Origin of the sequence: Pseudomonas sp. TMP9 (assembly GCF_037943105.1) — a bacterium.
Classification (GTDB): domain Bacteria; phylum Pseudomonadota; class Gammaproteobacteria; order Pseudomonadales; family Pseudomonadaceae; genus Aquipseudomonas.
Genome location: NZ_CP149803.1, coordinates 432860 through 458351 on the forward strand (window position 1 = coordinate 432860; position 25492 = coordinate 458351).

General features: G+C 58.0%; 25 protein-coding genes. 10 read left to right on the plus strand and 15 right to left on the minus strand.

Features of this window, described 5'->3' with window-relative positions; genetic code table 11:
- Positions 1-45: 45 nt before the first annotated feature.
- The 10 genes from WF513_RS02035 to WF513_RS02080 all read right to left on the minus strand — a co-directional run bounded on the left by WF513_RS02035 (position 46) and on the right by WF513_RS02080 (position 12818).
- Positions 46-1614, minus strand: a complete 1569-nt coding sequence (locus tag WF513_RS02035; protein WP_339081094.1) for a SpoVR family protein — start codon at positions 1612-1614, stop codon at positions 46-48.
- Entirely contained in the window at positions 1611-2879 is a 1269-nt protein-coding gene (locus tag WF513_RS02040; RefSeq protein ID WP_339081095.1) for a YeaH/YhbH family protein, read from the minus strand. Before WF513_RS02040 ends, WF513_RS02035 begins: the two co-directional genes overlap by 4 nt.
- 95 nt (positions 2880-2974) lie before the next feature.
- Positions 2975-4897 (minus strand): PrkA family serine protein kinase, encoded by a 1923-nt coding sequence (locus WF513_RS02045; protein WP_339081096.1) that lies wholly within the window; start codon positions 4895-4897, stop codon positions 2975-2977.
- A gap of 261 nt (positions 4898-5158) precedes the next feature.
- Positions 5159-5488, minus strand: a complete 330-nt coding sequence (gene glpE, locus WF513_RS02050) for a thiosulfate sulfurtransferase GlpE (protein WP_339081097.1) — start codon at positions 5486-5488, stop codon at positions 5159-5161.
- Between the two features lie 2 nt (positions 5489-5490).
- Positions 5491-6306 carry a symmetrical bis(5'-nucleosyl)-tetraphosphatase gene (locus WF513_RS02055; protein WP_339081098.1) on the minus strand — a complete coding sequence of 272 codons (816 nt, stop codon included), beginning with the start codon at positions 6304-6306 and terminating at the stop codon, positions 5491-5493.
- A complete protein-coding gene (apaG, locus tag WF513_RS02060) occupies positions 6306-6686 on the minus strand; it encodes a Co2+/Mg2+ efflux protein ApaG (RefSeq protein WP_339081099.1) in 381 nt (126 codons plus the stop codon). The genes WF513_RS02055 and apaG overlap by 1 nt, the downstream gene beginning before the upstream one ends.
- Positions 6687-6727: 41 nt before the next feature.
- Complete coding sequence (gene rsmA, locus WF513_RS02065; protein ID WP_339081100.1) at positions 6728-7531, minus strand: 16S rRNA (adenine(1518)-N(6)/adenine(1519)-N(6))-dimethyltransferase RsmA; 804 nt, start codon at positions 7529-7531, stop codon at positions 6728-6730.
- Between the two features lie 107 nt (positions 7532-7638).
- Entirely contained in the window at positions 7639-8640 is a 1002-nt protein-coding gene (gene pdxA / locus WF513_RS02070; RefSeq protein WP_339081101.1) for a 4-hydroxythreonine-4-phosphate dehydrogenase PdxA, read from the minus strand.
- Positions 8641-8776: 136 nt separating this feature from the next.
- Entirely contained in the window at positions 8777-10069 is a 1293-nt protein-coding gene (locus WF513_RS02075) for a peptidylprolyl isomerase (RefSeq protein WP_339081102.1), read from the minus strand.
- Positions 10050-12818 carry an LPS-assembly protein LptD gene (locus WF513_RS02080; RefSeq protein WP_339081103.1) on the minus strand — a complete coding sequence of 923 codons (2769 nt, stop codon included), beginning with the start codon at positions 12816-12818 and terminating at the stop codon, positions 10050-10052. The genes WF513_RS02075 and WF513_RS02080 overlap by 20 nt, the downstream gene beginning before the upstream one ends.
- Before the next feature lie 125 nt (positions 12819-12943).
- Here WF513_RS02080 and WF513_RS02085 point away from each other — a divergent pair, with 125 nt between their 5' ends.
- Genes WF513_RS02085 through WF513_RS02095 form a run of 3 tightly spaced genes read left to right on the plus strand, consistent with a single transcriptional unit; the run spans position 12944 to position 15391 of the window.
- Positions 12944-13960, plus strand: a complete 1017-nt coding sequence (locus tag WF513_RS02085; protein WP_339081104.1) for a phosphotransferase — start codon at positions 12944-12946, stop codon at positions 13958-13960.
- Positions 13957-14628, plus strand: a complete 672-nt coding sequence (gene murU, locus WF513_RS02090) for an N-acetylmuramate alpha-1-phosphate uridylyltransferase MurU (protein ID WP_339081105.1) — start codon at positions 13957-13959, stop codon at positions 14626-14628. Before WF513_RS02085 ends, murU begins: the two co-directional genes overlap by 4 nt.
- 1 nt (position 14629) lies before the next feature.
- Positions 14630-15391, plus strand: coding sequence for a DnaJ domain-containing protein (locus WF513_RS02095; RefSeq protein WP_339081106.1), 762 nt, complete (start codon positions 14630-14632; stop codon positions 15389-15391).
- A 3-nt stretch (positions 15392-15394) separates the two neighbouring features.
- On the opposite strand, the gene WF513_RS02100 is transcribed toward WF513_RS02095, so the two are convergent.
- Positions 15395-16402 (minus strand): alpha/beta hydrolase family protein, encoded by a 1008-nt coding sequence (locus WF513_RS02100; protein ID WP_339081107.1) that lies wholly within the window; start codon positions 16400-16402, stop codon positions 15395-15397.
- A gap of 137 nt (positions 16403-16539) precedes the next feature.
- Between WF513_RS02100 and rpe the strand changes: the two genes are divergently transcribed.
- The 6 genes from rpe (at position 16540) to trpC (ending at position 22123) form a co-directional block, all read left to right on the plus strand.
- Positions 16540-17214 (plus strand): ribulose-phosphate 3-epimerase, encoded by a 675-nt coding sequence (gene rpe, locus WF513_RS02105; protein WP_339081108.1) that lies wholly within the window; start codon positions 16540-16542, stop codon positions 17212-17214.
- Positions 17211-17891 carry a phosphoglycolate phosphatase gene (locus WF513_RS02110; RefSeq protein WP_339081109.1) on the plus strand — a complete coding sequence of 227 codons (681 nt, stop codon included), beginning with the start codon at positions 17211-17213 and terminating at the stop codon, positions 17889-17891. Before rpe ends, WF513_RS02110 begins: the two co-directional genes overlap by 4 nt.
- A gap of 251 nt (positions 17892-18142) precedes the next feature.
- Complete coding sequence (trpE, locus tag WF513_RS02115; RefSeq protein WP_339081110.1) at positions 18143-19636, plus strand: anthranilate synthase component I; 1494 nt, start codon at positions 18143-18145, stop codon at positions 19634-19636.
- A gap of 11 nt (positions 19637-19647) precedes the next feature.
- Complete coding sequence (locus WF513_RS02120) at positions 19648-20241, plus strand: aminodeoxychorismate/anthranilate synthase component II (RefSeq protein ID WP_339081111.1); 594 nt, start codon at positions 19648-19650, stop codon at positions 20239-20241.
- Positions 20241-21290 (plus strand): anthranilate phosphoribosyltransferase, encoded by a 1050-nt coding sequence (gene trpD / locus WF513_RS02125; protein ID WP_339081112.1) that lies wholly within the window; start codon positions 20241-20243, stop codon positions 21288-21290. Before WF513_RS02120 ends, trpD begins: the two co-directional genes overlap by 1 nt.
- Positions 21287-22123 (plus strand): indole-3-glycerol phosphate synthase TrpC, encoded by an 837-nt coding sequence (trpC, locus tag WF513_RS02130; RefSeq protein ID WP_339081113.1) that lies wholly within the window; start codon positions 21287-21289, stop codon positions 22121-22123. Before trpD ends, trpC begins: the two co-directional genes overlap by 4 nt.
- Positions 22124-22180: 57 nt before the next feature.
- Here the strand turns inward: trpC and crp are convergent, their stop codons facing one another.
- A complete protein-coding gene (gene crp, locus WF513_RS02135) occupies positions 22181-22825 on the minus strand; it encodes a cAMP-activated global transcriptional regulator CRP (RefSeq protein ID WP_339081114.1) in 645 nt (214 codons plus the stop codon).
- 232 nt (positions 22826-23057) lie between these two features.
- Between crp and WF513_RS02140 the strand changes: the two genes are divergently transcribed.
- Complete coding sequence (locus WF513_RS02140) at positions 23058-23483, plus strand: OsmC family protein (RefSeq protein WP_339081115.1); 426 nt, start codon at positions 23058-23060, stop codon at positions 23481-23483.
- Between the two features lie 68 nt (positions 23484-23551).
- On the opposite strand, the gene coq7 is transcribed toward WF513_RS02140, so the two are convergent.
- The 3 genes from coq7 to WF513_RS02155 form a co-directional block, all read right to left on the minus strand.
- On the minus strand, positions 23552-24199 hold the full coding sequence (gene coq7, locus WF513_RS02145) for a 2-polyprenyl-3-methyl-6-methoxy-1,4-benzoquinone monooxygenase (RefSeq protein WP_339081116.1): 648 nt from the start codon (positions 24197-24199) through the stop codon (positions 23552-23554).
- Positions 24200-24306: 107 nt separating this feature from the next.
- Positions 24307-25098, minus strand: a complete 792-nt coding sequence (locus WF513_RS02150) for a formylglycine-generating enzyme family protein (protein ID WP_339081117.1) — start codon at positions 25096-25098, stop codon at positions 24307-24309.
- 26 nt (positions 25099-25124) lie between these two features.
- The gene (locus WF513_RS02155; RefSeq protein WP_339081118.1) at positions 25125-25463 is read right to left on the minus strand and encodes a histidine triad nucleotide-binding protein; all 339 of its coding nucleotides are present in this window, start codon (positions 25461-25463) and stop codon (positions 25125-25127) included.
- Positions 25464-25492: the final 29 nt, after the last annotated feature.

Here is a 25492-nt window from a genome sequence, read left to right on the forward strand (position 1 = left end):
CGCTCATGGCGGGGTCACTGCGCTGTAAACAAGATACGCACCCAATCAAATAGGAGGAATCATCAGGTCGAGGCGAGGATAGTCACTGCTCGGGCTTGCTTCATGCTGGGGCGGTACATGTTGGCTGCCGATCAGCTGATCGCCTTGATACATCTCAAGGTGGATGGCGAAGCCCCACAGGCGATGCAGGTGCTTAAGCACATCCTCGGTGGAGTTGCCCAGTGGTTTGCGGTCGTGTTGCTGGTGGCGCAGGGTCAACGAACGATCGCCGCGTCGGTCAATGCTCCATATTTGTACGTTGGGCTCGCGGTTACCCAAGTTGTATTGCGCGGCCAGGGTTTCCCGAATTTGCTGGTAGCCGGGTTCATCGTGGATGGCCGGGACATACAGTTCATCTTTCTGGTCGTCATCGAGAATGCTGAACAGCTTGAGGTCGCGAATCACCGTGGGCGACAGGTACTGCAGGATAAAACTCTCGTCCTTGAAGCTGGTCATGGCAAATTTCAGGGTGCTCAGCCAGTCGCTGCCGGCGATCTCTGGAAACCAGCGGCGATCTTCATCGGTTGGCGCTTCGCAGATGCGGCGGATGTCACGGTACATGGCAAACCCCAGTGCGTAGGGGTTGATGCCGCTGTAATGGGGGCTGTCGAACGGCGGCTGGTAGACCACGCTGGTATGCGACTGCAGAAATTCGATCATAAAGCCTTCGGTGACCAAGCCTTCGTCGTACAGGTCGTTCATCAGGGTGTAGTGCCAGAAGGTCGCCCAGCCTTCGTTCATCACTTGAGTCTGGCGCTGCGGGTAAAAGTACTGAGCAATTTTGCGCACGATACGAATGATCTCGCGCTGCCAGGGTTCCAACAGCGGGGCGTGTTTTTCCAGAAAATAGAGGATGTTCTCCTGCGGTTCGGCGGGGAAACGTTTGCTGTCTTTGTCATCGCCCTTGCTGGCGCTTTTCGGGATGGTGCGCCAGAGGTCGTTGATCTGTTTTTGCAAATGCTCTTCGCGGTCTTGCATGCGTCGGCGTTCTTCTTCGGCGGAAATAGGATAAGGCCGCTTGTAGCGATCCACGCCATAGTTCATCAAGGCGTGGCAGGAATCGAGTAGGTCTTCTACGGCATCAATGCCGTGGCGCTCCTCGCATTGCATGATGTACTGCTTGGCAAACACTAGGTAGTCGATGATCGAACTGGCATCGGTCCAGGTGCGAAACAGGTAATTGCCCTTAAAGAAGCTGTTGTGGCCGTAGCAAGCATGGGCGATCACCAGGGCCTGCATGCAGATGGTGTTTTCTTCCATCAGGTAGGCGATGCAGGGGTCGGAGTTGATCACGATTTCGTAGGCCAGACCCATCTGTCCGCGCTTGTAACCCTTCTCAGTGCTGAGGAAGTGTTTGCCATACGACCAATGGTGGTAACCCAGCGGCATGCCGACCGAGGCATAGGCATCCATCATCTGCTCAGCGGTGATCACCTCAATCTGGTTGGGGTAGGTGTCCAGGACATAGCGTTCGGCAAGCCGGCTAATCTCCCGGTCGTATTGACGGATCAGCTCGAAGGTCCATTCCGAGCCGGTGGAGATGGGTTGACGGCGTTTGCCTTGGCTGTGAGTCATGTGGCGAGCCTCCGCTGGAACAGGTCGCGGAATACCGGATAAATGTCCCCGGCTGAAACCAATTGCTGCTGGGCGAAGGTGTCGGCGAATGCCGCGCTGACGTGCTCGTACTCAAACCACAGCGCTTGGTGTTCGCGCGGGGTGATTTCGACGTAGGTGAAGTACTGCACGAACGGCATGATCTGCTTGATCAGTAAGTCCCGGCACAGAGGGGAGTCATCATTCCAGTTGTCACCGTCTGAGGCTTGGGCGGCATAGATGTTCCACTCGTTGATCGGGTAGCGCTCGGTCATCACCTCATGCATCAACTTGAGTGCGCTGGAGACAATGGTGCCGCCGGTTTCGCGCGAATAGAAAAACTCCTCTTCGTCGACTTCTTTGGCGCTGGTGTGGTGGCGAATAAACACCACATCGATCTTGTCGTAATTGCGCTTGAGGAACAGGTACAAGAGGATAAAGAAGCGCTTGGCGATGTCTTTGGTCGACTGCGTCATGGAGCCCGACACGTCCATTAGGCAGAACATCACCGCCTTGGAGCTGGGGTTAGGCTGTTTGACCAGCAGGTTGTACTTGAGGTCGAAGGTGTCGAGAAATGGCACGCGCTTGATCCGCGCGCGCAGTGTGCTGACGTGTTCTTCCAGCGCCTGAATGTCGCCGAGGTTATCCGGTTGTTCAAGCCTCAGGCGTTCAAGCTCAGCCTGTGCTGCCTTGAGCGTGTTGCGGCTGCTGCCGGACAGGGCAATGCGCCGGGCGTGGGCCGAACGCAGGGTGCGGACGATGTTGATGCGTGAAGGGTTGCCTTCGTTGCTGATGCCCGCTCGCACGCTCTTGAAGGTATCGCTGCCCGTCAGGTGACGCTTGACCAGGTTAGGCAACTCAAGGTCCTCGAACAGAAAATCGAGAAACTCCTCTTGGGTGATCTGAAAGACGAACTCATCCATGCCTTCGCCGGCGTTGCTGGCCTTGCCGGCGCCTTGGCCGCTGCCACCCTGCGGGCGGGCAATCTTCTCGCCGCTGGTAAATTCACGGTTGCCGGGGTGCACGGTAGTTTGGCGACCACCACGGCCGTGGTGCAGCACCGGCTCGTCAATGTCGCGCCCCGGAATGCTGATTTGTTCGCCGTGCTCCATGTCGGTGATGGAGCGGCGGCTGACCGCTTCTTCCACGGCCTTTTTGATGTGGTCACGGTGACGGCGCAGAAAACGCTGACGGTTTACCGTGCTCTTGTTTTTGCCGTTTAAGCGGCGGTCGATCACATGGCTCATCACGGCCCTCCATGCACTGCGGGTTTCAGATGTCGGGCTGCAGAGCACGTGTGGCGTGTTCTGCAGCAATCCCCTGTCTGTCGCGGCAGAGCGATTTATTGCGATTTACGAACCCGCAGGTACCACTCAGACAGCAGGCGCACCTGCTTGTCGGTGTAGCCGCGTTCGACCATACGCGTGACGAAGTCGTTGTGTTTTTTTTGGTCTTCCTTGCTCGCCTTGGCGTTGAAGCTGATAACCGGCAGCAAGTCTTCGGTGTTGGAGAACATCTTTTTCTCGATGACCACGCGCAGCTTTTCGTAACTCAGCCAGGTTGGATTTTTACCGTTATTGTTGGCACGAGCACGCAGCACGAAGTTGACGATCTCGTTACGGAAATCCTTGGGATTGCTGATGCCGGCAGGTTTTTCGATCTTCTCTAAGTCCTCATTGAGGGCCACCCGGTTAAGAATTTCCCCGGTTTCAGGGTCGCGGTATTCCTGATCCTGAATCCAGAAATCGGCGTACAGCACGTAACGATCGAAAATGTTCTGCCCATATTCGCTGTAAGACTCCAGGTAAGCCGTCTGGATTTCCTTACCGATAAACTCGATATAGCGCGGTGCTAAGTATTCTTTGATAAAGCGCAGGTAACGCTCGCGGGTTTCCGCTGGGAATTGCTCCTGCTCAATCTGCTGCTCTAGCACGTACAGCAGGTGCACGGGGTTGGCGGCGATCTCGTGCGGGTCGAAGTTGAAGACCTTGGAGAGAATCTTGAAGGCGAAGCGAGTCGACAAGCCGTTCATGCCTTCATCGACACCGGCAGTGTCGCGGTACTCCTGAATCGACTTGGCTTTAGGGTCGGTGTCCTTGAGGTTTTCGCCGTCGTAGACACGCATTTTCGAGTAAACGTTGGAGTTTTCCGGCTCCTTGAGGCGGCTGAGTACGGTGAACTGCGCGAGCATCTTCAGCGTGTCGGGGGCACAGTGGGCTTTGGCCAAGGAGCTGTTGAACAGCAGCTTGTCGTAAATCTTGATCTCGTCGGTCACGCGCAGGCAGTAAGGCACCTTGACGATGTAGATACGGTCGATAAACGCTTCATTGTTTTTGTTGTTGCGAAAGCTATGCCACTCCGACTCGTTGGAGTGAGCCAGCAAAATACCGCTGTAGGGGATCGCGCCGAGGCCTTCAGTGCTGTTGTAGTTGCCTTCTTGGGTGGCGGTTAGCAGCGGATGCAGCACCTTGATCGGTGCTTTAAACATCTCAACGAACTCCATCAAGCCTTGGTTAGCCCGGCACAGCGCACCTGAGTAGCTGTAGGCATCAGCATCGTTCTGGGAAAACTCTTCCAGCTTACGGATATCCACCTTGCCAACGAGGGCGGAAATGTCCTGATTATTTTCATCGCCCGGCTCGGTTTTCGCCACGGCGATCTGATTGAGGATCGAGGGAAAGAGTTTGACCACGCGGAACTGACTGATGTCGCCGCCAAACTCCTGCAAACGCTTGGTCGCCCACGGCGACATGATGCTGCCTAGGTAGCGGCGGGGGATGCTGTAATCCTCTTCAAGAATGGCACCGTCTTCAGCGTCGCTGAACAGCCCCAGCGGTGACTCGAACACGGGTGAGCCTTTGATCGCGTAGAACGGCACCTTCTCGATCAAGTGCTTGAGTTTTTCCGCCAGGGAAGACTTACCGCCGCCTACTGGGCCGAGTAAGTAGAGGATTTGTTTTTTCTCTTCCAGGCCCTGCGCAGCATGGCGGAAGTAGGAAACGATTTGGTCGACGCATTCTTCCATGCCATGGAAGTCGGCAAACGCTGGGTAACGGCGGATGACCTTGTTGGAAAAAATGCGTGACTGGCGAGGGTCGGCTGAGGTGTCGAGCAATTCAGGCTCACCGATTGCCAACAACAAGCGCTCGGCCGCTGTGGCATAGGCGCCTTGGTCCTGTTTGCAAAGTTCGAGGTACTCCTGGAGGGAGAACTCCTCTTGGCGGGTTGCTTCAAAACGTTGTTGGAAGTGGCTAAAAATGCTCATGACGTCACCTCGCTGGATGCGCAGAGCCGGTGCGGGAGCAGTTAGGTATTGACTGGCTCCGGGCAGCGTCACCCCGGATAAAACCCCCAGAACACCTCATGACCCCATGCCGTTAGGCCGGCTCTACCTGATTTGGGATGGCCTGAGCTGAAGGATAGTTCGGAATCGGCGGGGGCAAGGTGCGCGCAACGATAACAGGATATTACCGCTGCTCAGGAGTGGCCTTCAGGCCGCTGCTGGTGCGGCTTAGGCGCTGAAAAATTATTCTTCAGGTGATTGCGCGGTGTCGCCAGGAAAGGTCGCGCGCCACAACTCAAAACCGCCATCCAGGCTGTACACATCACTGAAGCCTTGCCCCGCCAAATAGGCCGCCGCACTTTGGCTAGAATTGCCGTGATAACAGGCGACGATAAGCGGTTTATCGAGGTCCGCCTGGGTGATAAAGCCATGCAGTGAATGGTTGTCTAGGTGCTGTGAGTCGCTGATATGGCCAGCAGCAAAGCTTTGTGGGTCACGGATATCAACAACCACCGCGCCCTGCTGGCGCAGGGCCTGAGCCTGCTCTGGGGGGATGCGTTTGAATTCGCTCATGCTTACTCCTTACAGTCGCAGCTGTATTTCTCGCCGCTATCGATATTCATCAGGGTCATGCTCGCCCCCCACACACAGCCGGTATCCAGAGCCACCACGTTGGGCTCTTGGCATTGGCCTTCGAGCGCCGCCCAATGGCCGAAGATAATGCGCTGCCCAGCGGTCTTGCGCTGCTTGTAACTGAACCAGGGCGCGTAGCCGGGTGGCGCAGTGCCGACGCCTTCTTTGCTGTGCAGGTCGAGGGTGCCATCGGCTTTACAAAAACGCATGCGGGTGAAGTAATTGGTGATAACCCGCAGGCGGGCGACACCGTGTAGGTCACTGTTCCACTTGGGCGGTTCGTTGCCATACATGCCATCCAGAAACAGCGGCATGCGCGCATCATCACGCAGGGCTTCTTCGACTTCTGCAGCGCGTTTTAGCGCTTTGCTCATGCTCCACTGCGGCGGAATGCCAGCATGCACCAAGGCCGTGTCGCGGGTGGCATCGTAATGCAGCAGTTTTTGCCGGCGCAGCCAGTCGAGCAGGTCGGCGGCGTCGGGCGCTTCAATCACCTCGCGCAGGGTGTCGGCTTTTTTCAAGCGTTCGATATTATTGGCCACGGCCAACAGGTGCAGGTCGTGGTTGCCCAGCACACAGGTCAGTGCTTCGCGAATACTGTAGAGAAAGCGCAAGGTGGCCAGCGATTCAGGACCACGATTGACCAGGTCGCCGACTAGCCACAGGGTGTCTTGTGCCGGATCAAAGGCTACGCGCTCTAGTAAGCATTGCAGCGGCTTCAAACAGCCTTGCAGGTCGCCAACAGCGTAGGTAGCCATTAGTGCAGCGAGCCTGGAACCACCAGGCGGAAAGGCGCGATGGTGGCGTCAAAGCGTTTACCGTCTTCAGCCAGCATGTGGTAGCTGCCTTGCATAAAGCCGACGCGGGTGGTCATCACGGTGCCGCTGCTGTAGGTGTGGCTGGCACCGGCCTGAATAAGCGGCTGCTCACCGACCACGCCGGCGCCGCGCACTTCTTGCACGCGGCCATCGCCATCGGTAATCACCCAGTGCCGAGAAAGCAGCGTGGCGGGCAGTTCACCGGTGTTGCTGACCGTGACGGTATAGGCGAAGGCAAAGCGGTTTTGCTCTGGCTGCGACTGCTCGGGTAGGTAGCGGCTGACGACGCTGACGTCGATGCTGTAGCGCGAATCGCTCATGGTTCATTAACTCGGTAAGCAGAAAACCCGTCTAACGGTTGTCAGTCGGCGTTCGGTTGTTCAGTGAGTTTGTCTGCCAAGCGTACAAAGGCCGCCAGATCCAATTGTTCAGGACGCAAGCTGCCATCCACACCGGCCGCTTCGATGGCGTCGGCGGCAAGCAAGTTCTTTAGGGTGTTACGCAAGGTTTTACGCCGTTGGTTGAAAGCCTCGCGTACCACCCGCTCAAGCAGGCGATGATCTTTGGCCGGGTGCGGCAGCACCTCATGCGGCACCAAGCGGACAATCGCGGACTCGACCTTGGGCGGCGGATTAAATGCGCCGGGGCCAACATTGAACAGGTGCTCCACGCGGCAGTGGTACTGCACCATGATCGACAACCGGCCCCAATCACCGCCGCCTGGGGTTGCAGCCAAGCGCTCAACCACTTCCTTCTGCAACATAAAGTGCATGTCGCGAATTAGGGCGGCGTTATTCAATAGATGGAAAATCAGCGGCGTGGAGATGTTGTAAGGCAGGTTGCCGACTACCCGCAGGCTGCGCGGTGCAGCATCCAGTTGTTTGAAATCGAACTTGAGCGCATCGCCTTGATTCAGACGAAAGCGCGGGTTGTTGCCGAACTGGTTTTGCAGAATTGGGATCAGGTCGCGGTCGAGTTCAATCACATCAAGCTGAGCGCCGCTGTCGAGCAAACCTTCGGTCAGTGCGCCCTGGCCTGGGCCGATTTCCAGCATGTGCTCGCTTTCGCGGGCATGGATGGCGCGCAGAATGCGGTGGATGACTCCGGCGTCATGCAGGAAGTTCTGGCCGAAACGCTTACGCGCGCGGTGTTGGTATTCAGACATGCAGCAGCTCCAAGCTTCAAACCAAGGGCTTGAAGCGAATGTAACGTGTGTAGAAAGCTCGGCAGTTTAACAGCATTGACTGTCTACGCCCGCGCAGCAGATGGCGCTCAGTGGGTTTTCACCTGGCTGGCGGCCATGGCGTAGGCGGTTTGCAGAGCGACCTGCAGGCTGCCGCTGTCGATCTTGCCGCTACCAGCCAGATCCAGCGCAGTGCCGTGATCGACCGAAGTGCGGATGATCGGTAAGCCCAAGGTGATATTCACCGCCGCGCCAAAGCCTTTGTACTTAAGCACCGGCAGGCCTTGGTCGTGGTACATGGCCAGCACCGCATCACACTGCTCAAGGTGTTTGGGCGTGAATAAGGTATCAGCCGGTAACGGGCCGATCAGGTTGATGCCCTCGGCGCGCAACTGCTGCAGGGTCGGCTCGATAATTTCAATTTCTTCGCGGCCCAAGTGGCCGCCTTCACCGGCATGCGGATTCAACCCACACACCAGAATACGCGGCTGAGCAATGCCAAATTTTGTGCGTAGATCATGATCGAGAATCCGCGTGACACGGCTCAGGCGCTCAGGCGTGATGGCGGCGGCCACCTCTTTGAGCGGCAGGTGTGTGGTCACGAGCGCCACACGCAGGCCGTGGGTGGCGAGCATCATCACCACCTGCTCGGTGTGCGTCAGTTCGGCGAGGAATTCGGTATGGCCGGAGAAGGCAATCCCCGCTTCGTTGATGACGCCCTTGTGCACAGGGGCGGTAATCATCCCCGCAAAGTACCCATCTACGCAGCCTTGGGCGGCGCGGGTGAGGGTTTGCAGCACATAATGTGCATTCTCCACGTTGAGCTGGCCAGGCTCGACGGCAGCGCCAAGCGGTGTGTCCCAGACATACAAACTGCCGGCAGGCGCGGGCTGAGTAGGCCACGCTTCTGGGCCGACGCGGACCAGCTGGAGGGTTAATCCCAGCAGTAGTGCGCGCTCGGCAAGTAAATCTTGGCTGGCAATGGCGACAAGGGCGTGGGGTTGCGCCTCGCGGGCCAGCAGTAGGCAGAGGTCGGGGCCTATGCCAGCAGGCTCGCCAGGTGTCAGGGCAAAAAGGCGGGTGGCGGTCATTGGTAGACTCTCGGTTATGCCCCAGTTTTATCGGCGCCTTAGTTAGGGCGCCAAACGTTGCTGGTGCAGCATGAAAAAACCCGGCGATGCGTGTGCATAAGCCGGGTTTTGGGGGGGGCGCGCGGACGGCTCGAGTTTAGAGCTTACTCTCAACGTACGCTTCATCGCGGATCTGGCGCAGCCACGCTTGCAACTCTTCATCGTACTTGCGGTTACGCAACACCGTCATCGCTTGCTGCTCGCGGAACTGAGCGCTGCTGTCGGTGGCACGGCGGCCCATGACTTCCAGCACGTGCCAGCCAAATGGGCTCTTAAACGGCTTGGACAACTCACCAGCCTGGGTGCTGTTCATTACTTCGCGGAACTCAGGCACCAATACATTTGGGTCGATCCAGCTCAGGGTGCCGCCATTCAGCGCCGAACCTGGGTCTTCGGAGAAGTTTTTCGCCAGCTCAGCAAAGTCTTCACCGGCCAGAATGCGCTGGTAAAGACGCTCGACTAGGCGCTCAGTCTCAGCCTCAGTTCGGATTTCGCTTGGCTTGATCAGAATGTGGCGAACATTCACTTCGTCACGCACCTGGCTGTCGCCGCCGCGCTTTTCCAGCAGCTTGATCATGATAAAGCCGCCGGGCGTGCGCATCGGCTCAGTCACTTGGCCGACCGACAGCACGCTGAGCATGGTGTCAAAGGGCGGTGGCAGTTGTCCGGCTTTGCGCCACCCCATCTCGCCGCCTTCAAGGGCGGTTTCACTGGCCGAGCGGGCAATCGCCAGTTGCGCAAAATCGGCGCCCTGTTGCAATTGCTGATACAGCTCGCGCGCCTGACGGTCAGCGGCCTGAATGTCCTCAGAAGAAGCACCTTCAGTCACGGGGATCAGAATGTTAGCCAGGCGGAACTCTTCCGAAAGCTGCATCTTGCCGAGGTCTGAGGCGAGGAAGTTTTGCACTTCCTGATCGGTCACTTGCACGCGCTCAGCGACACGGCGCTGGCGCACACGGCTGATGATCATCTCGCGGCGCACTTGGTCACGGGCATCGGTGTAAGACAAACCGTCTTTGGCCAATGCCGCTTGGAACTGCTCAATGCTCATGGCATTGCGCTGCGCAATAGTGCCGATGGCTTGGTTCAGTTCTTCGTCAGTAATGCGGATGCCTGAGCGTTCACCAATTTGCAGTTGGATGTTCTCGATGATCAGGCGTTCCAGCACCTGTTGGCTGAGCACATCATTGGGCGGTAAGGCGGCGCCGCGCTGAGTGATGGTCTGCTGCACTTCACGCAGGCGCGCATCGAGCTGGCTTTGCATCACCACATCGCTGTCAACAATCGCGACAACGCGGTTGAGTGGGCGTACTTCAGCGTGTGCTGCGGTACCCAGAAACAGCGCGCCCAACAGCAGGGGGCGCACGCAATCAGAAAGCTTGATCTTCACGTTCACGATAACCTTGAATGCCTTGGTCGAGGAAAGTCTCAACTTTATTACCCACTACACCGCCCAGACCTTTGAGCACGATCTGCAGGAAGATGCCGCGGTCAGCTTGGTCGTTCAGCGACGGGTTCAGGCTCACTTCGTCGTAGTCGATCCAATAGCGGTTGATCAGGCGCAGTTTCCAGCAGCAGCTGTCGTACTCGAAGCCGGCGAAGGCCTCTAAGGTACGGTCTTGGCTGTAGTCATATTGCCAGCGAGAGATGGCGTTCCACTGCGGCACGATTGGCCAGATAACCGAGAAGTCGTGCTGGCTGACTTTGTAGTAATCCTTGATGAACTCAGGCGAGCCCGGCGTGCCATAGTCACCTCCGCCTACGACCCAGTTACCGCTGGCTTCGTCATAGCGGACGGTGTCATTGCGGTAGCGATAGCCGGCGTTGACCACCTTGTTCGGGTTGTCTTCAGGCTGATAATGGAACATCGCGCTGCCGGAACGCGTGCTGCCGCTGTCCGGGTCCCAGTTGAAGTCTGAGGAGAAGCGCCAGTCGCGGTTAAAGCGATAGAGGTATTCGAGCGCGTAAGGTGATACCGATGCAGTGGCGTCACCACGGGTGCGGTAATCGATGCCTGGGAGTTGAACCTTGCGATCTTCAAGGTAGATGGCCTGGCCAATACTGAAGCGCTGACGCTCAAAGCCGTTCGGTTCAATCCAACGATTGGTCACGCCCAGCGACAGCTTGTTCTCGTCGCCAATACGGTCTTTGCCGGAGAAGCGATTCTCACGCCACAGCGAGGCGTAACTGAAGTTGCTTTCGCCCGTGTCGAAGATCGGAATATCGGTCTGGTCCTCCTCCGGAACATAGAGGTAGAACAGGCGCGGCTCGAGGGTTTGCCGATAGGATTTACCGAACCACTGGGTGTCGCGATCAAAGTACAGGCCGCTGTCGAGGCTAAACATGCCGACGCCACGGCTTTGGCTGCTGTTGTAGTCCTGCTCGGCCAGTAATGAAGTTTTGCCTTGCTGGTCCAGTGTCAGGTCGTAGTTAGTCTGCAGGTATTTGACCTGCGATTTGATGTAACCCCAGCTCCAGTTCAACGGCAGGCTAATAGCCGGTTCGAGGTGGAGGCGCTCACCGTTGGCGCGAGCAAGACCTTGCAGGTTGGTGTCATACCAAGGTGTTGTATTACCGTCCTCGTCGGAGAACGAGCCTTTACGCAAGCTACGGTCGAAACGCACGAGCTCGGTGCCATAAGTCAGGTTAAGACCTGCTGGTTGGAAAGGCAGTTGACCGTCTAGCGTGATCTGCGGCAGGCGGTTGTAAGGGGTGATGTCAGTGATATTGGCCAGTTCGTAGGCGTGCGCATTTAAGCGCGCGGTGTAGCTGTCGCCACGGTAGGTCAAGGTGCCGCGCTGATCAACATAGCTGGTTGAGCTGATCCCGAGATCGCTGTCTAGATCCTGGAAGTAGTAAGGATCGCTAATGTCGGTGTAGTCGACTTCAGCCAGCAGGCGATCGTTGAGGCCGGTCTTGTGCTGCCAGCTGTACATCCAGCGTTGGTCTTGATATTCGGACTGCAATTTGCGGTCGTCATTGCTGTCTTGCAGAAATGCACCGCCAACCTGGCCTTCGCTGTTCTTAGTCAGGTAGCGGAATTCGCCTTCCATCAACAAGCCGCGATCGGTCATATAGGTTGGGTACAGCGTGGCGTCATAGTTTGGCGCCAAGTTGAAGTAATAAGGCGTCTGCAGGGTCAGGCCGTTATCGCTTGAGCTGCCAATGCTGGGCGGCAGAAAGCCTGACTGGCGACGGTCATCAATCGGGAAGTAGATATAGGGTGTGTAGAACACCGGAATATTCTTCACGCGCAGGGTGACGTTGGTCGCGGTGCCGAAACCGGTGGCCGGGTTCAGGGTGATGTTGTTGCCTTTAAGGTGCCAGGCGTTACTGCCGGGTTCGCAGCTGGTGTAGGTGCCATCTTTAAGACGAATAATCGCACTTTCTTCGCGCTTGGCGTAGAGCGCATTGCCACGGATATGGCTCTTGTGCAGCACATACTCAGCGTTGTCGACTTTGGCTTCGCCGTTGTCCAGTTGCAGCTCGGCGCGATCACCGACAACCAAGATGCCTTGGTCACGCAGGCGCACGTTGCCGATCAGCTCGCCACGGTTTTCCGCTTGGAGCAGGTTCGCTTCATCTGCTTCTATCTGCATGCCGGCCTGACGCAGTACTACATCACCGGCCAGCGTGGCGACTTGCTCGTCTTGCTCATAGCGTGAGGCTTTGGCCGACAGGAACATGGGCGCTTCAGACATCGGTGTCTGGTCGTTCATGCCCGGACGGATAGGCTCAACATAAGCACCGGCGCAGTAAGGGCCCGCTTCAGCAAGTTGAGCCGCGCTGAGATTTTCTCGCGCAACCCAATCAAGGTGGCTGTAGTCAGTGCTGCGTGAGGTCAAACCTTTGCCGCGGCTTTCAGTAACCAGGGTGGCTTGCGCACCTTGGGCCTGGCCGGGCTGGGTTTTGCCATCCGCCGCTTCACTGCTGGCGAGCGAATCACGTTGTACTGGCCGTGCCGGCAGTGCAGCATTGCTGGTTTTAGGGGCGCAAGCCCAACCGCCGCTGGCGGAAACCTGGCAATCGTACTGCTCAGCAGCAACTGCAACGGGAAGGACTAAAGGTTGTAGCGCCAGTAGGCTGCTGGAAACCAATAGAGGAAATTTTTTACGGAACGCGGGGTATTTTACTGCCATCTTATTTTATCCGGGCTTCCTGCGCGCCAATGGCCCTGAGGCCGCACGCCTCTCGATGGGCTTGAAAAGATGCTGGATAATAAAGCATGACCCGCGCAACGGCTAGCGCCGTCGGAGACCTTGTAATGCCTGATGAAGATGTACGCCTGAAACTCCTCGAAAACTGGCTGGATCAGCAGCTGCCTAGGCTGTTTGCCGAGCAGGGTTGGGGCGCTATACCGCCCGCCACGTTGACGTCTGCGAGCAGTGACGCCAGTTTTCGTCGTTATTTTCGCTGGCACGGCGCAGGGCGCACGCTGATCGTGATGGATGCGCCGCCGCCGCAGGAAGATTGTCGCCCGTTCGTCAAGGTCGCGCAGTTGCTGGCTGAGGCCCGCCTCAACGTGCCGCAGATTCTCGCCGCTGATCTTGAGCGGGGATTTCTATTGCTCAACGATTTAGGCCGACAAACCTACCTAGATGTTATTAATCACGATAATGCCGATGCCCTGTTTGCCGATGCTGTGCAGGCGCTCTTGGCTTTTCAGCAACTGCCGCTGAGCGCGCCACTGTCCAGCTATGACGACGCGCTGCTGCGTCGCGAACTGCAACTGTTCCCCGAGTGGTACGTGCAGCAGCATTTGGGTGTTGAGTTCAGCGAGCAGCAGCAGGCGCTGTGGCAACGAGTGAGCCAGCGGCTGATCGAGAGCGCCCTGGCGCAGCCCAAGGTGCTGGTGCATCGCGACTTTATGCCGCGCAATCTGATGCTCAGTGAGCCGAACCCCGGCGTGCTGGATTTTCAGGATGCGGTTTACGGCCCGGTAACCTACGACATCACCTGTCTGTTTAAGGATGCCTTCCTCAACTGGCCTGAGGTGCGCGTGCGCGGCTGGCTGGAGCAGTATTGGCAGCAAGCGCGTGATGCGGGTGTGCCGGTGCAGCCGGTGCTGGAGGACTTTCTGCGCGCCAGCGATCTGATGGGTGTGCAGCGTCACCTCAAGGTGATTGGCATCTTCGCGCGTATTTGCCACCGCGATGGCAAACCTAAGTATTTGGGCGATGTGCCGCGCTTCTTCTCTTATATAGATGTGGTAGTGGCGCGCCGGCCGGAATTGGCTGAGCTGGGTGAGTTGCTGGTCAGTCTGCAGCGGGCGCCGGCATGAAGGCGATGATTCTGGCCGCCGGTAAAGGCGAGCGTTTGCGTCCGTTGACCCTGCACACACCTAAGCCTTTGGTGCGTGCGGCGGGTGTGCCGCTGATTGAATATCACCTGCGCGCGTTGGCAGCTGCTGGGTTTACCGAGGTGGTGATCAACCATGCTTGGTTAGGCCAGCAGATTGAAGATTACCTCAGCGATGGCGCGCGTTTCGGCGTCAGCATCACCTATTCCGCGGAAGCCGAACCGCTGGAAACCGGCGGCGGGATTTTCAAGGCCCTGCCATTGCTGGGTGATCAGCCTTTTGCGTTGATCAATGGCGATATTTTCACTGATTACCCATTTGCTCAGCTTCGCCAGCCTCGAGCGGGGCTGGCGCATGTGGTGTTGGTGGCCAATCCCGGTCATCACGCCGCGGGTGACTTCTGCCTCCTTTACGGGCAAGTCAGCGATGCTCGGCTCGATCAAACGAATTTGACCTACAGCGGCATGGCGGTGCTCTCGCCGGCCTTATTTGCAGGCTGCCAGCCCGGTGCGTTCAAGCTTGCACCTTTATTGCGCGCAGCAATGGCGGCTGGGCAGGTGAGTGGCGAACAGTTTGACGGTTGCTGGGTGGATGTCGGTACCCATGAGCGGCTGGCTCAGGTCGAGTCATTGCTTGAGGCGCGCGGCTAAGATGATCTGGCCAGCGACCCTGCTTGGGGCAGTTGTGGGGCTAGCAGTGGCCAGTATTCCGGGGGCGATGTTGGGTGCGCTGTTGGGTCAGGTGCTGGATCGGCGCTTGCGCCTGCAATCATGGGCGGCGCTGCGTGAGCGCTTGGGTGGTCGCGCGGAGTTGCGTGATGAGTGGCTGCTGTTTGTTCTGCTGGGCCGTTTAGCTAAAAGCGGCGGGCGTGTTTTGCCTGCGCATATTCAACAGGCCCGCGCGGAAATGCAGCGCTTGAATCTAGATATAGAGGGGCAGCGCCAGGCGATTGAGGCATTTGCCCTCGGCAAAACCGGGCGGGCCAGTTTGCGTGCGCCGCTGCGTCGCCAGCAGGCCCGTTCGGACGTGCTGCTGCGCGCATGCTGGCGCATGGCGTGGGTCGATGGCCAGGTCGATCAGGCCGAGCGTGAGTTGATCATGCTATGGGGCAAATGGCTGCAGGTGCCATCAGCCACTCAGGCTCAGTTCAGCGAGGCTTACGCGCCGCCACGCGGGCCGTTAGCCTCGACGGCGAGCAGTGCCTATCAGCGGGCCTTGAATTTGTTGAATATCAGCGCTGATGCTGAACCTGCGCAAATCAAGCAGGCGTATCGGCGCTTACTCAGTCGCCATCACCCCGACAAATTGGCCGGCAGCGGCGCAACCCCTGAGCGCTTGCGTGAGGCCACTGAGCGCACCCGTGAATTGCATCAGGCTTACGGCCTGATTCGCCAACGTCACGGCTTTCGCTAGGGTTCATTTAGCTTGCAGTTTGAGCGTCAGCCAGCCACGGATGCGTCGGTACAATTGCTCCTGCTCGGCTTCGCGATTGCCCACCAAGGCTTTTAGCGCAATTTGTGTATAGGCCGGATGCTTTTGCCGTTTGCTGGCTTGTGAGCGCTTGAGGGCAGCCAGCCGGTCAGCGGGCAGGTCTTTGTAATAAAAGTCGCCGGTGGCCAATTGCAAGGGGGCAAGCAACTCGTCGAGTGGCGGGCTAAAACCGGCGGGCAGTTGCGCGGCAACCAGCAGCAGGTTCTGAATGTTGGCTGGTTTGCGCTCTGCTACGTAGCGCGCTGCCCAGTAAGCGCCGCTGCCATGGCCGAGTAATACGATGGTTTTAGCTTGCTGTTGTTCGGCAAAGCCAATGGCTGATTCGATGCGCGCCAGCACTCGCTCAGCATGAGTTTTTTGCTGCTCTTGAATGTCGTTTTCTTTGCTCGCCGCGGTTTCTGCGCTGTCGACAGCGCTGGCAGGCGTGCCGGCTGAGTCGGTTTCTGCGCTGTCATTTTCGCCGTCTTTAGCAGGCTCACCGTCTTCAGCGGCGGCAGGCAGTAACGCTGCGCTGCGCAGCGGCGGCGCGACGCCATTAGGGTCAGGCAGCGTCACGCTTAAGCTGTGCCAGCCAGCATTAGGCAGTTTGCGGCGCAGGGGGGCGACGCTTTGCGGCCAGTCGGCGCTTTCATCGTCGCCCGGTAGGATGATCACCGCGCCACTGGGCTCAGGGGCATTGGCCGGCAACCACAGGGCGAGAAAAGCCTCATCGCCTGCCTGCAGTTGCTGTTGTTCTTTGGGCGCTAATTGCTCTTCCAGCGCGGTGGCTTCTACTTCACTGCGCTCGGGCAGAGGTGCGCGCTGCTCTTCTGCAGGCTCGACCGCGGCCTCGGTTGCGGGTGTTGCGCCGTCTGTGGTCGGCTGCTCTTGCGCATGCAGCGGGCTGATTAATAGCAGCACGCTCAGGGTGAGTGCTGCAGGGCGAGAAAGCATAGGTTTGCTCCAGCAAATGTGGTGTTTCAGCAGCCTAGCCTTTTAACCCCCGCTTTGTCAGGTGCTGGTCACACGCGCCAGGCGTTTAGTCGGGCTGTTACACTGCGCGCCTTCCGTGAATGCCACCGAGGTGCGTTATGCAACCCTTCGCCATTGCCCCGTCGATTCTTTCTGCTGACTTTGCTCGTTTGGGTGAGGAGGTTGACAAGGTGCTTGCCGCCGGTGCTGACATCGTCCACTTCGATGTGATGGACAACCACTACGTGCCAAACCTGACGATTGGCCCAATGGTCTGCGCGGCGCTGCGCAAATACGGCATCACTGCGCCGATCGACGCGCACCTGATGGTTAAGCCGGTGGATCGCATCATCGGTGACTTTATCCAGGCTGGCGCGAGTTACATCACCTTCCATCCCGAAGCGTCCGAGCACATCGACCGCTCGCTGCAACTGATCCGCGAGGGCGGCTGTAAGGCAGGCCTGGTATTCAACCCGGCCACGCCGCTGGATGTGCTAAAGCATGTGCTGGACAAGGTCGACATGATCTTGCTGATGAGCGTTAACCCAGGTTTCGGCGGGCAGAAATTTATCCCCCATACCCTGGAAAAACTTAAAGAAGCGCGCGCGTTGATCGACGCGTCCGGCCGCACGATACGCTTGGAGATCGATGGCGGGGTCAATGTGCAGAACATCCGCGAGATTGCCGCCGCTGGCGCGGACACTTTTGTCGCCGGCTCAGCGATATTCAATCAGCCGGACTATAAAGCGGTGATCGACGCCATGCGCGCCGAACTGGCCTTGGCGCGCGGGTGAGCCTGCTGCGCGAGCTATTTCAGGGCGAGTTACCGCGTCTGGTGATGTTTGATTTGGATGGCACCTTGGTCGATTCGGTGCCGGACCTGGCGGCAGCGGTCGACAAGACTTTGCAGGTGTTAGGCCAGCCGGCGGCCGGTATCGAGCAGGTGCGTGATTGGGTCGGCAATGGCGCACGGGTCTTGGTGCGTCGTGCCTTGGCAGGCAGTCTTGAGCATGCTCAGGTTGATGAGGGGTATGCGCAACAGGCGCTCCAGCTGTTTATGCAGTATTACGCCGAGAGCCATGCGCTCACTCAGGTCTACCCCGGCGTGCGGCAAACCCTAGAGGGGTTGCGCGAGCAGCAGGTCGAGTTGGCGATAGTCACCAATAAGCCCGAGCGGTTTGTCGCGCCTCTGCTCGATGAAAAAGGCTTGGGCGGCTATTTCCGCTGGATTGTTGGCGGCGATACCTTGCCTCAGCAGAAGCCCGACCCTGCTGCGTTGCTGCATGTGATGCAGTTGGCGCGCGTTGATGCGGCGCAGGCGCTGTTTGTCGGTGACTCGCGCAACGATGTGCGGGCGGCCAAGGCGGCTGGGGTGACGTGCGTGGCGTTGAGCTACGGCTATAACCACGGTCGGCCGATTGCTGAAGAGAATCCGGCGCGCGTTTTAGATAATTTGACCGGTTTGTTGTAAGCCAGTAACGACGCTCCTTAGCCGGGCTTTGCGGGTTGATTCAGCCCCAGCCCTGCGCTAGTGTGGCCGGACTCCAATCCTGTATAAATTAAGAGAGCTTCGTGGTGGTTACCTGCACGCGCTGGTCGGCAAGCACCGACATAAACACCTTCAAGGTTCTGGGCCGTTGGCGCTGGCGCCACTGAACTGATCTTGGCCGCACAGTCGGCACGCTTGCACAACCGTTTTAACCTCAAGCCACGAGGCTGATCATGACCCGCGAAGAATTCCTGCGTTTAGCCGCTGCCGGCTATAACCGCATTCCTGTTGCCTGTGAAACCCTAGTCGATTTCGACACGCCGCTATCCATCTACTTAAAGCTGGCCGATGAGCCGAATACCTACCTGCTCGAATCGGTGCAGGGCGGCGAGAAGTGGGGGCGTTATTCCATCATCGGCCTGCCGGCACGCACGGTGCTGCGTGCCTACGAGCACGAAGTGACGATCAGCATGGACGGCGTCGAAGTCGAGCGTCACCACTGCATCGACCCGCTGGACTTCGTTGAGCAATTCAAAGACCGCTATAAAGTGCCGACCCTGCCAGGCCTGCCGCGTTTCAATGGCGGTTTAGTGGGCTACTTCGGCTACGACAGCGTGCGCTATGTCGAGCCCAAGCTGGCCAAGGGTGTAAACCCTGACTCATTGGGAACCCCGGATATTCTGCTGATGGTCTCCGATGCTGTGGTGGTCTTTGACAACCTAGCGGGCAAGATGCACGCCATTGTCCTGGTCGATCCGGTGGATAGCGATGCACTGGAACAAGGCCAGGCGCGTCTGCAAGACATTCTGCACAAGCTGCGCCAGCCGATTACTCCGAGGCTGGGGGTTGATTTGGCCGCGCCGATCACGGCTGATCCGGCGTTTGTTTCAAGTTTCAAACGCGACGATTACGAGCAGGCCGTCCAGGCGATCAAGGAATACATCCTCGCCGGTGACTGCATGCAGGTGGTGATTTCGCAGCGCATGTCGATCCCGTTCAAGGCCGCGCCGATTGACTTGTACCGCGCCCTGCGCTGCATCAACCCGACGCCTTATATGTACTTCTTTAACTTTGGCGACTTCCATGTGGTGGGCAGTTCGCCGGAGGTGCTGGTGCGTCTCGAGGATGGGCTGGTGACGGTGCGTCCGATTGCCGGCACCCGCCCACGCGGTGCGAATGAAGAGGCCGATCTGGCCTTGGAAGCAGATCTGCTTTCCGATGCTAAAGAGGTGGCCGAGCACCTGATGTTGATCGACTTGGGCCGTAATGATGTCGGTCGGGTTGCCAGCACCGGCAGCGTTAAACTTACCGAGAAAATGGTCATTGAGCGCTATTCCAACGTGATGCATATCGTCTCCAACGTCACCGGCCAACTCAAAGAAGGCTTGAGCGCGATGGATGCACTGCGCGCTATTCTGCCGGCTGGCACCTTGTCCGGCGCGCCGAAAATTCGTGCCATGGAAATCATCGACGAGCTGGAGCCGGTCAAGCGTGGCGTGTACGGCGGTGCTGTCGGCTACCTGGCGTGGAACGGCAATATGGACACCGCCATCGCCATTCGCACCGCAGTGATCAAAGACGGCGAGCTGCACGTACAGGCCGGTGCCGGTATTGTTGCCGACTCAGTGCCCGCGCTGGAGTGGGAAGAAACCCTGAACAAACGTCGCGCCATGTTCCGTGCTGTGGCGCTGGCCGAGCAAACCGTCGTCGACCCGATCCAACGCTGAGGAGTCCCGCCATGCTGCTGATGATCGACAACTACGACTCCTTTACCTACAACGTGGTGCAGTACTTAGGCGAGCTGGGTGCTGACGTGCATGTGGTGCGCAACGACGAGCTGAGCATCGCCGAGATTGAAGCGCTGAAGCCCGAGCGCATTGTGGTCTCGCCCGGCCCTTGCACACCCACCGAAGCCGGGGTTTCCATTGCGGCCATCCTGCACTTTGCCGGCAAGCTGCCAATCCTAGGCGTGTGCTTGGGGCACCAGAGTATTGGTCAGGCGTTTGGTGGCGATGTGGTGCGTGCACGGCAGGTGATGCACGGCAAAACCAGCCCGGTGTATCACCAAGACTTGGGTGTATTCGCCGGCTTAAACAACCCATTGACCGTCACCCGCTACCATTCGTTAGTGGTCAAGCGTGAAACGCTACCCGATTGCCTAGAAGTGACCGCCTGGACTCAGCACGCCGATGGTGCGGTGGACGAAATCATGGGCCTGCGCCACAAGACTCTGCATATCGAGGGCGTGCAGTTTCACCCCGAGTCGATTCTGACCGAGCAGGGCCATGAACTGTTTGCCAACTTCCTCAAACAACAAGGTGGTCTGCGCTGATGAATATTAAGGAAGCCCTCAATCGGGTGGTCAGTCATCTCGATCTGAGCACCGAAGAAATGCAGGACGTGATGCGCGAAATCATGACCGGCCAGTGCACGGAGGCGCAGATCGGCGCTTTTCTGATGGGCATGCGCATGAAAAGCGAAACCATCGATGAGATCGTCGGTGCGGTTTCGGTCATGCGCGAGCTGGCCAGCCATGTGCACCTGCAAAGCCTCGATCATGTAGTGGATGTGGTCGGTACCGGCGGCGATGGCGCGAATATTTTTAACGTGTCAACGGCGTCGAGTTTTGTGGTCGCCGCAGCGGGCGGCAAGGTGGCCAAGCACGGTAACCGCGCGGTGTCGGGTAAAAGCGGCAGTGCCGATGTGCTTGAAGAAGCGGGTATCTACCTGCAGTTGACGCCTGAGCAAGTGGCGCGTTGCATTGACAGTGTGGGCGTCGGCTTTATGTTTGCCCAAGTGCATCACTCGGCGATGAAGTACGCCGCCGTGCCGCGTCGTGAGCTGGGCCTGCGCACCATTTTCAACATGCTCGGCCCACTGACTAACCCCGCCGGGGTTAAGCATCAGGTGGTCGGTGTGTTCGGCCAGGCCCTTTGCCGTCCGCTCGCCGAAGTGCTCAAGCGTTTGGGCAGCCAGCATATCTTGGTGGTGCATTCGCGCGATGGGTTGGATGAATTCAGCCTGGCTGCTGCGACCCACGTGGCAGAACTGAAGGACGGTGTGATCAGTGAATACGAGGTGCTGCCAGAAGACCTCGGCCTGAAGAGCCAAAGCCTTGTCGGCTTGGCCGTAGAAAGTCCGCAAGCGTCGTTGGCCTTGATCCGTGATGCCCTGAGCAAACGTAAAACCGAAGCCGGGCAGAAGGCCGCCGATATGATTGTGCTGAATGCTGGCGCGGCGCTGTATGCGGCTGATTTGGCTAGCAGCTTAAAAGAAGGCGTGCAACTGGCCCATGATGCACTGCATACCGGGCTGGCGTGGGAAAAGCTGCAAGAACTGGTGTCCTTTACGGCTGTATTTAAACAGGAGAATGCCGAGTGAGTATTCCAACCGTTCTGGAGAAAATTCTCGCGCGTAAGGCTGAGGAAGTAACCGCTCGCCGAGCTTTGGTTGCGCTGGCTGAGCTTGAGCAACAAGCCCGCCAAGCCGATCCGGTGCGAGGGTTTGCCCAGGCAATGTTGTCCCAGGCCAAGCGTCGGCAGCCCGCGGTGATCGCCGAAATCAAGAAAGCGTCACCGAGCAAAGGCGTGTTACGTGAACACTTTGTGCCCGCCGAAATTGCCCAGAGCTACCAAGATGGCGGTGCTACGTGTTTGTCGGTGCTGACGGATATCGACTTCTTTTTAGGTGCCGATCGCTACCTGCAAGAGGCACGCGCCGCCTGTTCGCTGCCGGTCATCCGTAAAGACTTTATGATCGAGCCGTATCAAATCGTTGAAGCCCGCGCCATGGGCGCTGATTGCGTGCTGTTGATTGTTTCGGCGCTGGCGGACAGTCAGATGGCCGAGCTGGCAGCGACCGCTAAAGCCTACAACCTCGATGTGCTGGTAGAAGTGCACGACGGCGCTGAGTTGGAGCGTGCCCTGAAAACCTTGGACACCCCACTGGTCGGCATCAACAACCGCAATTTGCACACCTTTGAGTTAAGCCTAGAAACCACCCTGGACCTGCTACCTAGAATCCCCCGAGATCGTTTGGTGGTGACTGAGAGCGGCATTCTCAACCGCGCCGATGTCGAGCTAATGGAAATCAGCGAGGTCTACGCCTTCCTCGTCGGTGAAGCGTTTATGCGCGCGGACAACCCGGGCGCTGAGCTGGAGCGTTTATTCTTCCCCGAGCGTAAACGGGTCATTACCTCGCCAGACGTGAGCTAAACCAGCAATAGAAAAAAGCCGATGCATGCGTCGGCTTTTTATTGCCCGTTTGTTGGCTCAGCGGGTGCCGAAGACCACCATGGTTTTGCCTTTGACGTTGACCAGTCCTTGCTCTTCAAGCGCCTTGAGCACGCGGCCGACCATTTCCCGCGAGCAGCCAACGATGCGGCCGATCTCTTGGCGGGTGATCTTGATTTGCATGCCATCAGGGTGAGTCATGGCGTCAGGCTGCTTGCACAGGTCAAGCAAGGTGCGAGCTACGCGGCCGGTGACATCCAGAAAAGCCAGATCACCCACCTTGCGCGTGGTGTTGCGCAGGCGCTCGGCCATTTGGCTGCCCAAGGCATAAAGGATATCTGGGTCTTGCTGTGTCAGCTCGCGGAACTTGGCGTAGCTCAGCTCCGCCACTTCGCACTCGGTCTTGGCGCGTACCCACGCGCTGCGTTCTTTTTCGGTGCCGTCCTTTTCGAACAGACCCATTTCACCGAAGAAATCTCCAGCGTTGAGGTAGGCGATGATCATCTCTTTGCCATCATCGTCTTCGATCAAAATAGTGACCGAACCCTTAACGATAAAGAACAGCGTTTCACAGCGATCGCCCGCGTAGATGATGGTGCTTTTGGCGGTGTAGCGGCGGCGGTGGCAATGCGCGAGAAGCTTGTCGAGATTTTTTATTTTAGGTGTGAGGGTAATAGCAACCATGCCCGAATCCCGAATTTATAAAAGTGAGCCGTTGTGCGGCTGCGTTCTAATAATAGTTATCAGCACAAGTGTGCCAGTAATCAGGCGTCAGCTTAACAAGCAGACCCATACTCAGTGCGTATTTGCGACATGGCTAGCATCTAAGCGCCGAACTTAAGCGCCAATGCCGCGTGGTCGCTTGGTAAAAGTGCTGTGCTAAGCTGGCTCCCTTTTTAACAGCGGAGCCTGAGTAATGAAAGCGCGGATTCAGTGGGCCGGTGAAGCCCTGTTTATCGGTGAGTCGGGCAGCGGTCATGCGGTGGTGATGGATGGCCCGCCTGAGAGCGGTGGCCGCAACCTCGGTGTGCGCCCAATGGAGATGGTGCTGATCGGTTTAGGCGGTTGCAGTAACTTCGATGTGGTCAGCATTCTGAAAAAATCCCGCCAGGCGGTAGAAAGTTGTGAAGCCTTCCTCGAGGCTGAGCGCGCCGAAGAAGAGCCCAAGGTCTTCACCAAAATCCACATCCACTTTGTGGTCAAGGGCCGTGGTTTGAAGGAGGCTCAGGTCAAGCGTGCAGTTGAGCTGTCAGCTGAGAAATACTGCTCGGCGTCGATCATGCTGGGCCGTGGTGGTGTCGAGATCACGCATGATTACGAGATTATTGAGCTAGGCGAGTAATAGCCGCAGCGATTGCCTTACATGCGAAAGGGCACCGATGTGCCCTTTTTTGTGCCGCTGATTGTGCGCTAGACGCGGTAAGTACTGCTCGTCATCACCTTGGCAAGCAGGCTCATGCCGAACTTGACCGGCGCTGGGAAGCGCACGCCGCCGGCATCCAGTGCGTTGCAAGCATGCTGTTGCTCATCAACACGCATCTGTTCAAGGATCGCGCGGGTTTTTTGGTCTTCCTGGGGGATTTGCTCTAGGTGCTCATCAAGGTGCCTGACCACTTGGTCTTCGGTGGCGGCGACAAAACCCAGACTGACTTTGTCGCTGATCAGCCCGGCAGCGGCGCCGAAGCCAAATGACAAACCGTAAAACAGAGGGTTGAGAATGCTCGGCCGGCTGCCGAGTTGACGAATGCGTTGTTCACACCACGCCAGATGGTCGATCTCTTCATCGGCGGCGTGTTCCATCGCTTGGCGCACGCGCGGAAGTTTGGCGGTTAGGGCCTGACCCTGATAAAGCCCCTGAGCGCAGACTTCACCGGTGTGGTTGATGCGCATCAGGCCGGCAACATGTTGGGCCTGTTGCTCGTTGAGCTCGGCTTCTGGCTGCACGATGCCCGGCGAAGGTCGGCTCGGCTGGCCACTGAAGGGCAATAAGGTGCGCAAAGCAGCATCGGCTTGGAGAAGCAGACGATCAACAGGTGAGAAGTGACGTTCGTTGGCCATTGGGACCTCCGGCGATGACTACAGCCGACAGTTTACTCCAAACAATGAGCAGGGTCTGTTGACGTTTCGTCGCAGCAGCTGATCAACAGCGCCGGAGTGAGTGGCAGTTAGGGCATTTCACGTAACACGCGAAAGCCCAAGGCATAGTCCTTATGCTGCGCCTGTTTCATATCGCGTTGGCTGCTGCGCAGGTAGCTGGGGCCGCTGTTCCACGCACCGCCGCGAACCACGCGCGGGCTTTTGTCGAGCAAGCTGGCGACCTGCTGCTCGCTGCCGTCGTAGGGGCTGGCAAAGCGTGAGGCCGTCCATTCCCAAACATTGCCGGCCGTGTCATGCAGGCCAAACGCGTTAGCGGCGAACTGGCCTATGCGCTCGCTCTTATTCTGGATCAGGCGTGAAGTGGCGCAGCCGCGACAATGCGCGCGCGGCTGGGTTTCTGGGCTGTCGAGTTGCTCACCCCACCAGTAGTCACTGGTACTGTCCGCCCGTGCGGCGTATTCCCACTCCGCCTCAGTGGGCAGCCGATAGCGTTGGCCGGTGACTGTCGACAGCCACCGGCTGTAGGCCATGGATTGGTGCCAGGACACATGGATCACCGGGCGTTGTGCTGACAAGCCCCAGCCTTCGTTATCTGGCATCGCTGTAGCAGTGGCTGCGGCGTAATGCTTCCAGTCGGTAACGCTCACTTCATAGCGGCCCATGGCGAAAGGGCGGCTGATTTCGATGGCGGTGAGTGGGCGCTCGTTATGGTTACCGCGACTGCTGTGATCACCCAGCAGATAGCGTCCGTTAGGCACAACCACCAGTTGCGGCCCTCGTTGGTCGTTGGGCAATGCATCGCTAAATACGCTGCCCACCTCGAAAGCGTGAGACTGCGTGTTTATCAGCAGGCTAAACATGAGAAGCGCTGCCGTGGTTAAACGACTCACCCCGGCGGCCATGTCATCTGCCGCTTGGCCATCACATGCATATGGATGTGGTAAACGGTTTGGCCGCCCATCTCATTGCAATTCATCACCACGCGAAAACCGGCTTCACAGCCTTGCTCGTTGGCGAGGCGCTGGGCAGTGAAGAGGATGTGCCCGGCTAGAGCCGTGTCTTCCACAGTCAGATCATTGAGGGTGCTGATGTGTTTTTTCGGGATCACCAGAAAGTGCAGCGGTGCTTGCGGCGCGATATCGTGGAAGGCCAGCACGTGTTCATCTTCATAAAGCTTGCGTGCCGGTATTTCACCAGCGACGATCTTGCAAAATAGACAGTCCATGGACAGTCTCCGGGCCTCAAATAATAGGG

What these genes read in the sequence shown, in the direction of transcription:
- WF513_RS02035 (WP_339081094.1), bottom strand. Translation starts at nt 1,614, where the DNA reads ATGACTCACAGCCAAGGCAAACGCCGTCAACCCATCTCCACCGGCTCG.
- WF513_RS02040 (WP_339081095.1), bottom strand. Translation starts at nt 2,879, where the DNA reads ATGAGCCATGTGATCGACCGCCGCTTAAACGGCAAAAACAAGAGCACG.
- WF513_RS02045 (WP_339081096.1), bottom strand. Translation starts at nt 4,897, where the DNA reads ATGAGCATTTTTAGCCACTTCCAACAACGTTTTGAAGCAACCCGCCAA.
- glpE (WP_339081097.1), bottom strand. Translation starts at nt 5,488, where the DNA reads ATGAGCGAATTCAAACGCATCCCCCCAGAGCAGGCTCAGGCCCTGCGC.
- WF513_RS02055 (WP_339081098.1), bottom strand. Translation starts at nt 6,306, where the DNA reads ATGGCTACCTACGCTGTTGGCGACCTGCAAGGCTGTTTGAAGCCGCTG.
- apaG (WP_339081099.1), bottom strand. Translation starts at nt 6,686, where the DNA reads ATGAGCGATTCGCGCTACAGCATCGACGTCAGCGTCGTCAGCCGCTAC.
- rsmA (WP_339081100.1), bottom strand. Translation starts at nt 7,531, where the DNA reads ATGTCTGAATACCAACACCGCGCGCGTAAGCGTTTCGGCCAGAACTTC.
- pdxA (WP_339081101.1), bottom strand. Translation starts at nt 8,640, where the DNA reads ATGACCGCCACCCGCCTTTTTGCCCTGACACCTGGCGAGCCTGCTGGC.
- WF513_RS02080 (WP_339081103.1), bottom strand. Translation starts at nt 12,818, where the DNA reads ATGGCAGTAAAATACCCCGCGTTCCGTAAAAAATTTCCTCTATTGGTT.
- WF513_RS02085 (WP_339081104.1), top strand. Translation starts at nt 12,944, where the DNA reads ATGCCTGATGAAGATGTACGCCTGAAACTCCTCGAAAACTGGCTGGAT.
- murU (WP_339081105.1), top strand. Translation starts at nt 13,957, where the DNA reads ATGAAGGCGATGATTCTGGCCGCCGGTAAAGGCGAGCGTTTGCGTCCG.
- WF513_RS02095 (WP_339081106.1), top strand. Translation starts at nt 14,630, where the DNA reads ATGATCTGGCCAGCGACCCTGCTTGGGGCAGTTGTGGGGCTAGCAGTG.
- WF513_RS02100 (WP_339081107.1), bottom strand. Translation starts at nt 16,402, where the DNA reads ATGCTTTCTCGCCCTGCAGCACTCACCCTGAGCGTGCTGCTATTAATC.
- rpe (WP_339081108.1), top strand. Translation starts at nt 16,540, where the DNA reads ATGCAACCCTTCGCCATTGCCCCGTCGATTCTTTCTGCTGACTTTGCT.
- trpE (WP_339081110.1), top strand. Translation starts at nt 18,143, where the DNA reads ATGACCCGCGAAGAATTCCTGCGTTTAGCCGCTGCCGGCTATAACCGC.
- WF513_RS02120 (WP_339081111.1), top strand. Translation starts at nt 19,648, where the DNA reads ATGCTGCTGATGATCGACAACTACGACTCCTTTACCTACAACGTGGTG.
- trpD (WP_339081112.1), top strand. Translation starts at nt 20,241, where the DNA reads ATGAATATTAAGGAAGCCCTCAATCGGGTGGTCAGTCATCTCGATCTG.
- crp (WP_339081114.1), bottom strand. Translation starts at nt 22,825, where the DNA reads ATGGTTGCTATTACCCTCACACCTAAAATAAAAAATCTCGACAAGCTT.
- WF513_RS02140 (WP_339081115.1), top strand. Translation starts at nt 23,058, where the DNA reads ATGAAAGCGCGGATTCAGTGGGCCGGTGAAGCCCTGTTTATCGGTGAG.
- coq7 (WP_339081116.1), bottom strand. Translation starts at nt 24,199, where the DNA reads ATGGCCAACGAACGTCACTTCTCACCTGTTGATCGTCTGCTTCTCCAA.
- WF513_RS02150 (WP_339081117.1), bottom strand. Translation starts at nt 25,098, where the DNA reads ATGTTTAGCCTGCTGATAAACACGCAGTCTCACGCTTTCGAGGTGGGC.
- WF513_RS02155 (WP_339081118.1), bottom strand. Translation starts at nt 25,463, where the DNA reads ATGGACTGTCTATTTTGCAAGATCGTCGCTGGTGAAATACCGGCACGC.